This is a genomic window from Vibrio syngnathi (assembly GCF_002119525.1).
GTDB classification, from domain to species: Bacteria; Pseudomonadota; Gammaproteobacteria; order Enterobacterales; family Vibrionaceae; genus Vibrio; species Vibrio syngnathi.
Genome location: NZ_CP017916.1, coordinates 546,064 through 559,967, shown reverse-complemented (window position 1 = coordinate 559,967; position 13,904 = coordinate 546,064). Strand labels below are relative to the sequence as shown.

16 protein-coding genes are annotated in these 13,904 nt (G+C 44.3%); 9 read left to right on the top strand and 7 right to left on the bottom strand.

The window, feature by feature from the left end; all coding sequences use genetic code 11:
• Positions 1-125: 125 nt before the first annotated feature.
• From K08M4_RS02800 to yacG, 7 genes are all read left to right on the top strand, one after another.
• Positions 126-548: a pilin gene (locus tag K08M4_RS02800; protein WP_086048777.1), complete on the top strand. Its 423-nt coding sequence runs from the start codon at positions 126-128 to the stop codon at positions 546-548.
• Positions 549-2,234: a type IV-A pilus assembly ATPase PilB gene (gene pilB, locus K08M4_RS02795; RefSeq protein ID WP_086048776.1), complete on the top strand. Its 1,686-nt coding sequence runs from the start codon at positions 549-551 to the stop codon at positions 2,232-2,234.
• 15 nt (positions 2,235-2,249) lie between these two features.
• Positions 2,250-3,476, top strand: a complete 1,227-nt coding sequence (locus K08M4_RS02790) for a type II secretion system F family protein (protein ID WP_086048775.1) — start codon at positions 2,250-2,252, stop codon at positions 3,474-3,476.
• 68 nt (positions 3,477-3,544) lie between these two features.
• Positions 3,545-4,414, top strand: coding sequence for a prepilin peptidase (locus tag K08M4_RS02785; protein WP_086048774.1), 870 nt, complete (start codon positions 3,545-3,547; stop codon positions 4,412-4,414).
• A gap of 2 nt (positions 4,415-4,416) precedes the next feature.
• Entirely contained in the window at positions 4,417-5,031 is a 615-nt protein-coding gene (gene coaE / locus K08M4_RS02780) for a dephospho-CoA kinase (RefSeq protein WP_086048773.1), read from the top strand.
• A gap of 26 nt (positions 5,032-5,057) precedes the next feature.
• Positions 5,058-5,798 (top strand): cell division protein ZapD, encoded by a 741-nt coding sequence (gene zapD, locus K08M4_RS02775; protein ID WP_086048772.1) that lies wholly within the window; start codon positions 5,058-5,060, stop codon positions 5,796-5,798.
• A gap of 80 nt (positions 5,799-5,878) precedes the next feature.
• Positions 5,879-6,076, top strand: a complete 198-nt coding sequence (gene yacG / locus K08M4_RS02770) for a DNA gyrase inhibitor YacG (protein ID WP_017056605.1) — start codon at positions 5,879-5,881, stop codon at positions 6,074-6,076.
• A gap of 415 nt (positions 6,077-6,491) precedes the next feature.
• Here yacG and rplS read toward each other — a convergent pair whose 3' ends face one another.
• The 5 genes from rplS to ffh all read right to left on the bottom strand — a co-directional run bounded on the left by rplS (position 6,492) and on the right by ffh (position 10,108).
• Complete coding sequence (gene rplS / locus K08M4_RS02765) at positions 6,492-6,845, bottom strand: 50S ribosomal protein L19 (protein ID WP_009847607.1); 354 nt, start codon at positions 6,843-6,845, stop codon at positions 6,492-6,494.
• A 59-nt stretch (positions 6,846-6,904) separates the two neighbouring features.
• Entirely contained in the window at positions 6,905-7,645 is a 741-nt protein-coding gene (trmD, locus tag K08M4_RS02760; protein WP_086048771.1) for a tRNA (guanosine(37)-N1)-methyltransferase TrmD, read from the bottom strand.
• 26 nt (positions 7,646-7,671) lie between these two features.
• Positions 7,672-8,226, bottom strand: a complete 555-nt coding sequence (gene rimM, locus K08M4_RS02755; RefSeq protein ID WP_009847609.1) for a ribosome maturation factor RimM — start codon at positions 8,224-8,226, stop codon at positions 7,672-7,674.
• A gap of 26 nt (positions 8,227-8,252) precedes the next feature.
• The gene (rpsP, locus tag K08M4_RS02750) at positions 8,253-8,501 is read right to left on the bottom strand and encodes a 30S ribosomal protein S16 (protein ID WP_004735508.1); all 249 of its coding nucleotides are present in this window, start codon (positions 8,499-8,501) and stop codon (positions 8,253-8,255) included.
• 212 nt (positions 8,502-8,713) lie between these two features.
• The gene (gene ffh, locus K08M4_RS02745; protein ID WP_004735506.1) at positions 8,714-10,108 is read right to left on the bottom strand and encodes a signal recognition particle protein; all 1,395 of its coding nucleotides are present in this window, start codon (positions 10,106-10,108) and stop codon (positions 8,714-8,716) included.
• A gap of 200 nt (positions 10,109-10,308) precedes the next feature.
• Between ffh and K08M4_RS02740 the strand changes: the two genes are divergently transcribed.
• Both K08M4_RS02740 and K08M4_RS02735 read left to right on the top strand, forming a co-directional pair.
• Positions 10,309-11,103, top strand: coding sequence for a cytochrome C assembly family protein (locus K08M4_RS02740; protein ID WP_086048770.1), 795 nt, complete (start codon positions 10,309-10,311; stop codon positions 11,101-11,103).
• A gap of 127 nt (positions 11,104-11,230) precedes the next feature.
• Complete coding sequence (locus K08M4_RS02735) at positions 11,231-12,502, top strand: HlyC/CorC family transporter (protein ID WP_009847611.1); 1,272 nt, start codon at positions 11,231-11,233, stop codon at positions 12,500-12,502.
• A gap of 203 nt (positions 12,503-12,705) precedes the next feature.
• On the opposite strand, the gene luxS is transcribed toward K08M4_RS02735, so the two are convergent.
• Together luxS and K08M4_RS02725 are read right to left on the bottom strand one after the other, a co-directional pair.
• Positions 12,706-13,224: an S-ribosylhomocysteine lyase gene (luxS, locus tag K08M4_RS02730; protein WP_086048769.1), complete on the bottom strand. Its 519-nt coding sequence runs from the start codon at positions 13,222-13,224 to the stop codon at positions 12,706-12,708.
• A 24-nt stretch (positions 13,225-13,248) separates the two neighbouring features.
• Positions 13,249-13,899 carry a transglycosylase SLT domain-containing protein gene (locus K08M4_RS02725; protein ID WP_086048768.1) on the bottom strand — a complete coding sequence of 217 codons (651 nt, stop codon included), beginning with the start codon at positions 13,897-13,899 and terminating at the stop codon, positions 13,249-13,251.
• Positions 13,900-13,904: the final 5 nt, after the last annotated feature.

Genomic DNA, 13,904 nt, shown 5'->3' with positions numbered 1-13,904 from the left:
CACACCAATAAATACAAAACCACTCGCGCCCACACCTGAACACCATTCCACTTCTAAATCTCAACTTCTATTCTTTCCATCAACCTGTGCTTGCACTGAAACAAACTAACGAATGGAATAGAACTATGAAAAACAAAAATAAAAGAACAAATCAGAAAGGCTTTACGCTGATTGAATTGATGATTGTCGTGGCAATTATTGGGGTGTTATCGGCAATTGCTGTACCGGCTTATAAAGATTATGTATCTAAAAGTGAACTATCATCAGGGCTTAAAACGGTAAAAGCACTAGTCACTCCAGCAGAACTATATATTCAAGAGAATGGCGCACTTACAGCCACAATAGGCGATATTGGTTCGACAGGATCAGCTAATTCATTGGGGGGAATAACCACAACAACCGCGAATGTTATTGAATTCACATTTAATTCCACCAGTGCAATTAATGGAACAAAAGTTACATTAACGAGAGATGCTAGCACAGGTTGGAGTTGCGCCTTTACTGCTGGTACCGGTGTCACTCTTCCAACTATTGATGGTTGCTCATAAGTGCTAACCAACCTCCCAACGGTTCTTCGTCAGGCTGGTTTACTTAGCCTGACTCAAGAACACGCTATTGCGGAACATGTGCAAGCTTCAGGTATTTCTACACCTGAAGCTTTGCTTGTTCTAGACATCTTCTCTGACGAGAGCCTCGCTAATAATATAAAAACCATTTTTGGTTTACCGTTAGTACAGCTGGCCAATACTGACTATGAAATCTTGTGTGACCAATTAGGGCTTCGTGAGTTGATCACCAAATATCGTGCAATCCCAGTTGCCATATCTAATACTACTCTCACACTCGCTTCTGCCGACCCAACCGACTTACAAGCTGAAGACGATTTCCGCTTTGCCACCGGATTACAGATCGAATTAGTTGTCGCTAACTACTCAGAATTAGAAGGCGCCATACGAAAGCTGTATGGCCGATCTATTTCCGGACAAGACTCCAAGCGCAAAGAGATCACCCAAGACGAACTCGCCAATCTTGTTGAAGTCTCTGACGATGAAATGACGTCAATTGAAGATCTCAGCCAAGACGACTCCCCTGTTAGCCGTTTTATCAACCAAATATTAGTAGATGCGGTACGCAAAGGCGCATCAGACATCCACTTCGAACCTTATGAAGAAAACTACCGAGTGCGTCTGCGTTGCGATGGTATTCTTGTTGAGGTCCAACAGCCCGCGTCTCATTTAAGCCGTCGGTTATCCGCTCGTTTAAAGATTCTCGCCAAACTTGATATCGCTGAACGTCGCTTACCTCAAGACGGCCGTATTAAGCTGCGTTTGAACGACGAGCTGGCGATCGATATGCGTGTGTCGACTCTACCGACATTGTGGGGAGAAAAGATCGTACTGCGTCTTCTAGACAGCAGCGCAGCCAATTTAGATATCGATAAATTAGGTTACAGCGAGGATCAAAAAGCGCTCTATCTCAATGCCCTAAAACGCCCGCAAGGGATGATCTTAATGACTGGGCCCACTGGCAGTGGCAAAACGGTATCTCTTTACACTGGACTTCGCATGCTTAACACCTCTGAGCGTAATATCTCAACAGCTGAAGACCCGGTGGAGATCAACCTGTGTGGTATCAATCAGGTACAGGTGACGCCAAAGATCGGTTTTGGGTTTGCCGAAGCACTACGATCCTTCTTGCGACAAGATCCTGATGTGGTGATGGTCGGTGAGATCCGCGATTTGGAAACCGCAGAGATCGCGATCAAAGCGTCGCAAACGGGTCACTTAGTCCTTTCGACACTCCATACTAACTCAGCTTCGGAAACCGTGACTCGGCTCGCCCATATGGGGATAGAACCCTTTAACCTCGCTTCGTCATTAAGCCTGATTATCGCGCAGCGACTGGCAAGGCGACTGTGCAACCACTGTAAAGCAGCTGACAACTCGCCGGACATATTTCTGCGTCACTCAATTCCTAACAATCAAAAACTCTACAAAGCCACCCCACAAGGATGCAATGAGTGTAATCAGGGTTACTCCGGTCGAGTGGGTATCTACGAAGTAATGCCGTTCACCGACAAACTAAAAAATAGTCTGATCAATAAACCTAACGCGTTAGAGATTGAAGATCTCGCGCGTAGAGAAGGAATGAGAACACTGCAAGAATCCGGTATCGATAAGTTGCTTGAAGGCACCACCAGCTATCAAGAACTGCAACGTGTCCTGTATCTATAATCCATCGGAGCACTCATGAGCACTAAACTGCAGTCACAATTAAAAAACTACCACTGGAAAGGCATAAACAGCTCAGGCAAAAAGGTGTCCGGGCAAACCTTGGCACTCGCCGAATTAGAAGTACGAGAAAAGCTCAAAGAGCAGCATATTCAGATTAAGAAAATCAAAAAGAAAAGTATCTCAGCAGTCACTCGTTTAACACATCGAGTCAAAGCCAAAGACATCACCATTTTGACTCGACAACTTGCGACCATGCTTGCCACTGGCGTGCCTATCGTTCAGGCCATTAAGCTAGTGTCAGACAATCACCGTAAAGCTGAAATGAAATCAATTTTATTGCACATCTGTCGAGGTGTCGAAGCGGGAACCCCTATATCAAAAGCGATGCGGACGGCAAGCACTCACTTTGACGACCTGTACACCGATTTGGTCGCTACTGGCGAGCTTTCCGGAAACCTAGCGCAAGTCTTTGAACGCTTGGCAACCTATAGAGAAAAGAGTGAGCAGCTAAAGTCTAAGGTCATAAAAGCATTGATTTACCCCACAATGGTGGTCGCTGTCGCTTTGACTGTCTCTTACTTAATGCTCACCATGGTCATTCCTGAATTTGAATCGATGTTTTCTGGTTTCGGAGCAGACTTACCTTGGTTCACCCAGCAAGTGCTCTACCTTTCCCATTGGATGCAGGCTTATAGTTTCTATAGTGCCATCGGTATTGGTTTATTAATTCTGTCTTTTCAGCAGCTGCGTCAGCGATCCTACTCGATTCGACTTTCAACCAGTCGCCTTGGCTTACGCTTTCCTATCTTGGGTGCTGTCATCACCAAGGCATCGATTGCAAAGTTCAGCCGAACACTTTCAACCAGTTTCAGTTCAGGGATTCCTATTTTAACCAGCCTTAAAACAACGGCTAAAACCGCAGGCAACCTGCATTATGAATCGGCCATCATCGAGGTTCACCGTGAAACTGCCGCAGGCATGCCGATGTACATTGCAATGCGCAATACCAATGCCTTCCCAGAGATGGTTTTGCAGATGGTGATGATTGGTGAAGAGTCCGGAAATCTTGATGATATGCTCAATAAAGTGGCCTCTATTTACGAATTTGAAGTAGACAATACCGTCGATAACTTAGGCAAGATTTTAGAGCCACTGATCATCGTCTTTCTAGGCACAGTTGTAGGGGGGCTAGTTGTCGCGATGTACTTACCGATCTTTAATCTTATGAGTGTGTTAGGATAGCTAAAAGCAACCAAGCACCCCTCAAGCAGAGAACCACTGCTTGTATTGATTAAGTGGTAAAGGACACTATGGAAGTATTTCACTACTATCCTTGGCTATTCCCCGTATTAGCTTTCATTTTTAGCCTTCTTATTGGCAGTTTCCTCAACGTAGTCATACACCGTTTACCGATTATGATGGAACGAGAGTGGCAACAAGAGTGCTCGGAGTATTTCTCTCAATATAAAATCCCAGCGCCAGAGGGGAAGTTCAATCTCAGTATCCCTCGTTCGGCTTGCCCGAAATGTAAAACCCAGTTAAGAATCGTCGACAATGTTCCAGTATTAAGCTGGTTGTTCTTGAAAGGTAAGTGTCATAGCTGTGCTAACCCAATCAGTGCTCGCTATCCATTGGTCGAACTGCTGACTGCAATACTATGCACCGTCGTGGCTAGCCACTTTGGTTTCAGTTACTACGCCATTGCTTTGATTTTTTTCACCTTTGCATTGATTGCCGCAACCTTTATCGACCTAGATACCATGCTGTTACCTGATCAAATCACCTTACCTTTGGTTTGGTCTGGTATCGCTTTGGCACTGTTTAACATCAGTCCTGTATCGCTTCAAGATTCCGTAGTTGGCGCAATGGCTGGCTATCTAGCTTTGTGGTCTGTTTATTGGTTGTTCAAGCTACTAACAGGCAAAGAAGGCATGGGATATGGAGACTTCAAACTCCTTGCCGCATTAGGTGCATGGCTTGGCTGGCAACACCTACCAATGATCATTCTTTTGTCGTCGCTGGTCGGTTTGGTTTTCGGCTTGATTCAACTTCGCTTGAAACAGCAAGGCATAGATAAAGCCTTCCCATTTGGCCCATACCTGGCGATTGCGGGTTGGGTAAGTTTGATGTGGGGCAATGACATCATGGGTTGGTATTTCACTTCTGTACTAGGGATTTAATCATGGCAATCATTATTGGATTAAGCGGTGGGATCGCCAGTGGTAAAACCACAGTAGCTAACCTGTTCAATGAGCATTTCAATATTGATATTGTCGATGCTGATATCGTGGCACGTGAAGTGGTGGCGCTGGGCAGTGACGGCTTAAAACAGATTACAGAACACTTTGGTGAGTCTATCTTGCTTGAAGATGGAACACTTAACCGAAGTAGACTGCGTGAGCTGATCTTCTCAGATCCTAAAGAGAAGCAGTGGCTCAATGATCTTCTTCACCCAATGATTCGCGACAAAATTGACAGTGACCTGTCTAAAATCACATCTCCGTATGGTTTATTAGTTGCACCGCTATTGGTTGAAAACCAAATGCAAGGCATGGCCGATCGCGTATTAATCGTTGATGTGCCGGTAGAAGTGCAAATAGAACGTACGATGAGTCGCGATAATGTTTCTAGGGAACAAGTTGAATCAATTTTAAAATCACAGGCATCAAGAGAACAGCGCTTAGCAGTTGCAGATGACGTGATTAAAAACCATACTAAAAACCAAGAACTTTTGCCTCAAATCACAGATTTACATCAAAAGTATCTGGCAATCAGTACTGTAGATGGGTCAGAATAGAACAATGTTGAATGAAGGTTTGCTCGATGATCACCCACAAATTTGAACATCCTCTAAATGAGAAAACACGCATCTACTTAAGAGTTGAATCACTCTTGAGGCAGTTACACTTGTCTTCTGCATTTTCCGATGCTCAACAGTATCAACTCTTTTTCCGCTCCATCTTTGATCTGATTGAAATATTCGAACAGATCCAACTCAAGAGCGAACTAGCAAAAGATATTGAGAAACAGCGTGTAACCTATAAAAGTTGGTTAGATGTTGAAGGTGTCGATCAAGAGATGCTGACATCATTGCTCAATGACATCGGTAACATCTATCGAGAACTGATGCAGGCAGAGCGTTTTGGCCAATCACTAAAGGAAGATCGCTTCCTAAGTGCCATTCGTCAACGCTTTAACTTACCAGGTGGCTCATGTTGCTTTGATTTACCGGCTCTGCATTATTGGTTACATCTTCCTCTGGATAAGAGAATAAGAGATGCTAAGACATGGATGGATAGCCTACAGCCTCTGTATGAAGCGCTAACACTATGGTTGAAGCTCACCAGAGAGACTGGCCACTTTAAGGATCAGATCGCTCGTACTGGTTTCTTCCAGAGCGATGCTGATGAAGCGAATATCCTTCGCCTTTCAATCCCAATGCAATACGGGGCCTATCCGATGATTTCAGGTCATAAAAACCGTTTCGCTATTAAATTTATGAGCTTTGAAACAGGGCAAGCTTGTACTCAAGATATTGAATTTGAGTTGGCTATCTGCAGCTAATTCATTCCCTTTATTGTTTGGCTTGGGTTCTTATCCGAGCCTAAACTATTTCTTACAATCCCCTCTAATTAAGAATCACTATGTCGAAGAAAATCACCATCGTTAAATGCCCTCAATGTAACACTGACGTTGAATGGGGTGAACAAAGCCCACATCGCCCGTTTTGCAGCAAGCAATGTCAGATGATTGATTTCGGTGAATGGGCTGACGAAGAGAACAGTATCGCTGGCGCACCAGACATGTCGGATAGCGATGGTTGGTCTGAAGACCCACACTAGGCGAATAGCGAATAGCGAATAGCGAATAGCGAATAGAATTTGAAGTACGGCAATCCTTTTTTATTGCCTATAACACGGTGCTACTAGAGATTCCCTACTCCTTCCTTCGTCAGTCTAGGGAATGACAATTTAATTTGGTTTTCAGTTTAGTTCGTCATCCTCAAGAGCGAGGAACGAACGAGTTGGGGATCCTACAATTCAGAACTCGATAAATAATACGTAATTTGAGAGATTCCCTACTCTTTCCCTCGTCAATCTAGGAAATGACGATTTAATTGGATTTTCGGTTTAGTTCGTTATCCTCAAGAGTGAGGAACGAGCGAGTTGGGGATCTCTTACCTGTGAGACTCTAAATAGCAGACACAAAAAAGCGGAGCCAAATGGCTCCGCTTTTATCGATAGAATGCAAAAAGAATTACTTCTTAGTAAGCTTCTCTTTAATACGAGCTGACTTACCAGAACGCTCACGTAGGTAGTACAACTTGGCACGACGTACTGCACCACGGCGTTTAACTTCGATGCTATCAACCATTGGAGAGTGAGTTTGGAACGCACGCTCTACGCCTTCACCGTTCGAGATCTTACGAACTGTGAATGCAGAGTGTAGACCACGGTTACGAATAGCGATTACAACGCCTTCGAAAGCCTGTAGACGCTCACGGTCACCTTCTTTTACCTTAACCTTAACTACAACAGTGTCACCTGGTGCGAATTTAGGAAGGTCTGATTTTAGTTGCTCTTCTTCAAGAGCCTTGATGATGTTGCTCATTTGTATAAATTCCTAGAATAAACTGATACTAAATTTAATAGGTTACTGCTTGCTTTTCGTTAAGAGCGTTGCTCTTTAATGAATTCAGCCAGTAATTGTTCCTGTTCGTCAGTCAGAGCTAGGTTTTCCAGGAGTTCTGGTCTTCTTAGCCAAGTTCGGCCCAACGATTGTTTTAATCGCCAGCGACGAATGTCCTTATGGTTTCCAGACTTGAGTACCGATGGCACATCTTTGTCGTCTAGTACCTCAGGGCGCGTATAATGGGGACAATCTAGCAAGCCATTTGCAAAAGAATCTTCTTCTGCTGATGCGAAATCTCCAAGTACACCCGGAACAAACCGAGAGACTGAATCAATCAACGTCATGGCTGGCAACTCGCCACCCGTCATCACAAAATCTCCAATCGACCATTCTTCGTCGACTTCAGATTGAATGATGCGCTCATCTACCCCTTCATAGCGACCACAAATAAGAAGCAAGTTCTCGTTTGTTGCCAGCTCTTCTACACCTTTCTGGTCGAGTTTACGACCTTGAGGTGAAAGGTAGATAACTTTCGCCTTTCCCGGTGCTGCCTGTTTGGCTGTTTGGATAGCGTCGCGCAAAGGCTGAACCATCATTAACATGCCAGGACCACCACCGTAAGGTCTGTCATCAACAGTGCGATGTTTATCATGAGTGAAATCACGAGGATTCCATGTCTCAATAGATAAAAGACCTTTTTTAACCGCTTGACCTGTTACTCCAAAATCAGTAACAGAACGGAACATTTCAGGAAAAAGGCTAATAATGCCAACCCACATGTGTTCTCTCGCTCTGTAATTTGGAGTTAGAATCCAGGATCCCAGTCAACTTCGATCCGGCGAGCTTCGCGATCAACTTTCTTGATCACTTGCTCTTCAAGGTACGGGATTAACCGTTCCTTTTGGCCAAAAGCATCTTTAAGATTTGCTTTGATTACTAGAACATCATTCGAGCCAGTTTCTAATAGGTCAGTGACCTCACCAAGGTTGTAACCTTTAGTGGTAAAAACTTGCATACCGAACAATTCGCGCCAGTAGAATTCATCTTCTGACAATTCAGGTAATGAAGCAGGGTCAATAGCAATTTCAAAGTTGGTCATCAGTTGCGCGTCTTCACGTACATCTAATCCCGCTAGCTTACATACATAGCCTTGACCATGACGTTTCCAGCTTTCAACTTTATACTCAACCCACTCGCCCTTTAGCTTTAAATACCAAGGACTGTAATCAAATATGCTTTCAGCATTGTCTGTGTAGGAGAACACTTTAAGCCAGCCACGAATACCATAGGTAGACCCAAGTTTACCCATAACAATTCTTTCGTTTTGCTCGCTCATCGTTTCTTTACCCTTCATCGACATAAGCTATTTCTCTTTTTAAAAAAGAATTAAGCCGCTTTTTGAGCGTCTTTAACTAGCTTAGCTACGCGGTCAGATAGAGATGCGCCTTGACCAACCCAGTGGTTAACACGATCTAGGTCTAGACGTAGACCTTCTTCTTGACCTTGAGCAGTAGGGTTAAAGAAACCTACTTTCTCGATGAAACGGCCAGTTACAGAGTTACGGCTATCCGCAACTACGATTTGATAAAATGGGCGCTTCTTTGCACCGTGACGTGCCAAACGAATGGTTACCATGTCGTCCTCTTTGCTTTCTTAATAAAATAATTAACCCCAAGTATAAGTAAATAGCTTGGGGTCTCGTGCCAAATTAAAGCCCCGGAATTTTACTCTTATTCCGGTGCAATGCAAGGGCTTTAGCTATTTTTTCACCAACATAGCCACCGGACACTTTCTGTGACACGGCTAACACTATGAAAAGTAACGTAGCTAAAGCTTACATTTGTAGATTATCGACCAAACGGGTTAAAACCACCACCCATTCCGCCCATACCTCCACCGCCGCCCATCATGCCTTGCATGTTGCGCATCATGCCTTTCATTCCACCTTTCTGCATTTTCTTCATCATCTTCTGCATTTGAGTGAACTGTTTAAGCATACGGTTTACATCTTGTACCTGCGTACCAGAACCTGCAGCAATACGCTTTTTGCGTGAGCCTTTGATTAGGTCTGGACGCTGACGTTCTTTCATTGTCATAGAGTTGATGATCGCTTCCATTTGCTTGAACATCTTGTCATCAACTTTATCTTTAACGTTGTCTGGTAGCTGAGACATGCCTGGAAGCTTATCCATCATGCCCATCATGCCGCCCATGTTTTTCATCTGACCAAGCTGCTCACGGAAGTCTTCAAGGTCAAAGCCTTTCTTCTCTTTGAACTTCTTAGCCAGCTTCTCTGCTTTCTCGGTATCAACGTTTTTCTGTAGGTCTTCAATAAGAGACAGTACGTCGCCCATACCTAGGATACGAGAAGCAACACGATCTGGATGGAATGGTTCTAGTGCGTCAGTCTTTTCACCAACACCTAAGAATTTAATCGGCTTACCTGTGATATGACGAACAGACAGCGCAGCACCACCACGCGCATCACCATCAACTTTCGTTAAGATAACACCGGTTAGTGGTAGCGTATCACCAAAGGCTTTTGCAGTATTAGCAGCATCTTGACCTGTCATTGCATCAACAACGAACAGTGTCTCTACTGGTTTAATGGCAGTATGAAGCTCTTTGATCTCGCCCATCATCTCTTCATCGATAGCCAAACGACCGGCAGTATCGACAATTAGCACGTCGTAGAATTTCTTCTTCGCGTGGTCGATTGCAGCGTTTGCAATATCAAGAGGCTTTTGGTCAGCTGAAGATGGGAAGAAGTCGACGCCAACATCGCTTGCTAAGGTTTCAAGCTGTTTGATCGCGGCTGGACGGTAAACGTCGGCAGACACAACCAAAACTTTCTTCTTATCACGCTCAGTCAGGAGCTTAGATAGCTTACCTACCGATGTGGTTTTACCCGCACCTTGTAGACCCGCCATTAAGATAACAGCTGGCGGTTGTGCTGCTAGGTCAAGAGCCTCGTTAGACTCCCCCATCACAGCTTCAAGTTCAGCTTGGACGATCTTAATGAATTCTTGACCCGGTGTTAGAGATTTAGAAACCTCGACACCCACAGCGCCTTCTTTTACGCGCTTAACAAAATCGCGGACAACGGGCAATGCAACGTCGGCTTCAAGTAGCGCCATACGTACTTCACGCAGTGTCTCTTTAATATTGTCTTCGGTCAGACGACCTTTACCGCTGATGTTCTTCAGCGTTTTGGATAGACGATCCGTTAAATTATCAAACATAGTTTTCTCTTCGCTCAAAACTGCGACTATTACTGTGAGTATACATTAGCACGGATTAGAGTCATACCCGTTGTAGAGCGTTAATCATCCACGCATGTGATGTGAGACATTATTCACTTGGAATTGAGTGAGGTTCACCGTAGCCCCAAAGAGCGATGCGAGGTATAATTCGTCAATTAGTAATCATTTAAATGGACACCATGGACAGTCTTATTGCGATCGCAGCAGCCTTTCTTTATACAATGGCGATTTCCACGATCATTCCAGGTCTCGTGCACCAAACAGGAATCCGTGTCAAAACGGTGTTTATCAGCGCATTACTTGCTTTAGTTTTCCATGCTTGGTTGCTGGGCGATTTAATATTTAATGCCAGTGGTCAAAACCTCAGTATCTTAAACGTTGCTTCATTAATCAGTTTAATCATATCTGTGGTCATGAGCGGTGCTATGCTCAAAACCCGTTTGTGGTTCATTTTGCCTGTTGTCTATAGCTTCGCTGCTCTAAATCTAATGGCTGCTACTTTTCTTCCTAGCACCTTCATCAAACATCTAGAGAATGACCCAAAGCTACTACTGCACATCTCTTTGGCTTTGTTCTCATACGCGACGCTAACCATCGGTGCGCTATACGCTCTGCAACTCGCGTGGCTCGATCACAAACTTAAAAAGAAAAAAGCGTTAGTGATAAACCCTAACCTACCTCCTTTAATGATGGTGGAAAGACAGCTTTTCAAGATCATTTTAATCGGTAATGGTTTGTTAACCGGTACTTTATTAACTGGACTTATCTTCGTACAAGATATGTTTGCTCAAGGTAAAGCACATAAAGCGGTATTGTCTTTTATAGCTTGGGTTATCTATTCCATCCTTCTTTGGGGTCACTATCAGAAAGGCTGGCGTGGGCAAAAAGTCACATGGTTTGCCCTTGCGGGTGCCACCATGCTCACATTAGCTTACTTCGGTAGCCGCTTCGTTCAGGAAATAATCCTGAATTAGTCTGTATGATGAAGGCAAGGTCTCACACACCTTGCCTTAAAAATATTGAGTACGATACATTCAATTGACATCTCGGCCATGTTCGGTCATAAATTAATCAAGATACACAAAAAGGAAAAGAATAGTTTTGGACGACATATCAACGGGTATCTTATTTGCGCTACTCGCGTGTCTCATTGTAATTTCTGGTTATTTCTCTGGTTCCGAAACGGGCATGATGTCCTTGAACCGCTACCGTTTAAAGCACTTGGCCAATACGGGTCATAAAGGTGCCAAACGCGTAGAAAAACTTCTAAGTCGCCCTGACAGATTGATTGGCCTTATTCTCATCGGCAACAATCTCGTCAATATTCTTGCATCCGCGATCGCGACTATTCTTGGTATGCGTATCTACGGGGATATCGGTGTGGCTATCGCAACCGGAGCCTTGACCCTAGTGATCCTCGTGTTTGCTGAGGTTACACCAAAAACCATCGCTTCTCTGTTTCCGGAACGAGTTTCTTACGCCAGCAGTATTCTATTGATAATACTGATGAAGGTGCTATCTCCATTAGTTATCTTGGTCAACTTTATTACCAACGGCTTCATTCGTATCTTAGGCGTTAAAGCCAACCATGATGCAACCGATCATCTCAGTTCAGAAGAACTCAGAACGGTAGTAAATGAAGCGGGTAGCCTGATACCACAACGTCACCAAGATATGTTGGTGTCTATTCTCGATTTAGAACACGTCACCGTGAATGACATAATGGTGCCTAGGAATGAGATCACTGGCATCGACATCAATGATGATTGGAAATCGATCGTTCGTCAGCTCACTCACTCACCTCATGGTCGCATCGTGCTGTACCGTGATCAGATAGATGAAGTGGTTGGTATGCTGAGGCTACGTGAAGCTTACCGCTTGATGCTCGAAAAGAACGAATTCAATAAAGAGACCCTGCTGCGTGCAGCGGATGAGATCTACTTTATTCCGGAAGCGACACCGCTTAACACCCAACTGCTTAAATTCCAACGCAACAAACAGCGTATCGGTTTGATTGTTGATGAGTATGGCGATATTAACGGTTTGGTTACCCTCGAAGATATTCTTGAAGAGATCGTGGGCGAATTTACGACTTCAATCGCACCAAGTTTATCTGAAGAGATCACACCGCAAAGCGATGGCAGCTTCTTGATTGAAGGCAGCGCTAACATCCGAGACATTAACAAAGGCTTACAGTGGGCACTGCCTACTGATGGCCCAAGAACGCTTAATGGTTTGATACTGGAACATCTTGAAGATATTCCAGAGAGTCACCTGAGTGTTCAGGTTGCGAGCCATCCAATGGAAATTGTTGAACTCGAAGAGAACCGTATCAAGCTTGTGCGTGTATTCCCGCAGATCGTAAACGGATAAAGTGGTTTGCTGGACTGGGGTAACTAAGTGAGTAATCACAAGCTCACATGCGACAACTGCCTAGCCCTAAAATATGTCTCGTCCTAAAATACGTTGTCGAAAAAGGCCCGGTTCATTGAACCGGGCCTTTTAGTATCTAACTTGCTCTGTCTCTAGATTGAAATGTATCTAGAGTGCAGCGCATTTAAAGTGAAGAAAAGTGATTAGTCGATTTTAAGCTCTTGAAGCATAGACTCTGGCAATGCCAGTTCATCATTTTTGTTTACTGAAACACCTGCAGCGATGATTGCATTCGCAATCTCTTTCGCTTCATCCAAAGAGTGCATTGCTGCGGTACCACATTGATATTCGTTCAACTCAGGGATCTTATTCTGGTTCTCAACTTTCAGTACGTCTTGCATCGCTGCTAACCAAGCGTCAGCCACTTGCTGCTCTGAAGGCGTACCAATCAAGCTCATGTAGAAACCGGTACGACAACCCATAGGCGAAATATCAATGATCTCAACAGCAGAGCCATTGAGGTGAGCACGCATGAACCCAGCGTATAGGTGCTCGAGAGTATGAATACCTCTCTCAGATAGGATATCTTTGTTTGGCGCAGTAAAACGCAGGTCAAATACCGTAATGGTATCCCCTTTTGGGGTTTGCATTGTTTTAGCAACACGAACTGCAGGTGCGTTCATGCGCGTGTGATCAACAGTAAAACTATCTAATAAAGGCATTGCTATTCTCCATGACGATTGGCTTTAAAAAAACCAACTTCGATTGTCTTCTAGTTCTTTTCGGCACTGTTTAAGTTGCCATCCATAATCTTTTGCTTGCTGTTCAACTCTGCGAGCCACCTTAATCAACGATGGTTTGCTGTTGTATGATTTGCGCTTATAGCCACCACGGCCTTCATGATAAGCTAGGTATTGATTATACGGGTCCCATAATGAGATCCCTAACTGACGGCGCGTCTCGCTGGTGTACCAACCAATGAACATCAATGCATCATCAAAGTTGGTTCTCGAACCACCATTATTGGTCGCTTTTTGGAAGTCTTCCCAAGCAGGGTCTTGAGCTTGTGCATAACCATAAGCACTACTGACTCTTCCCCACGGGATAAAGCCAAGAATGTAATCTTTGGGTGGACGCGCATCATGTCGAAAGCTGCTCTCTTGTTTAACAAAAGCCATCGCGACGTTAATAGGTGTGCCCCACTCATCTTGCATATCGAGCGCATCTTCATACCAAGAAGGGTGCTCTCTGAAGATGCTGCATATATTATTTTGCTGCTTAGGCGGAGGCGTCGCACATCCAACCAATAGGCTAGAGACAACACCAACGGTCACGACAGGTAACCATTTCCCACTCACATGAGTAGACTGACCTAATAAGGCTTGCTTCCTTTCCACCAAAG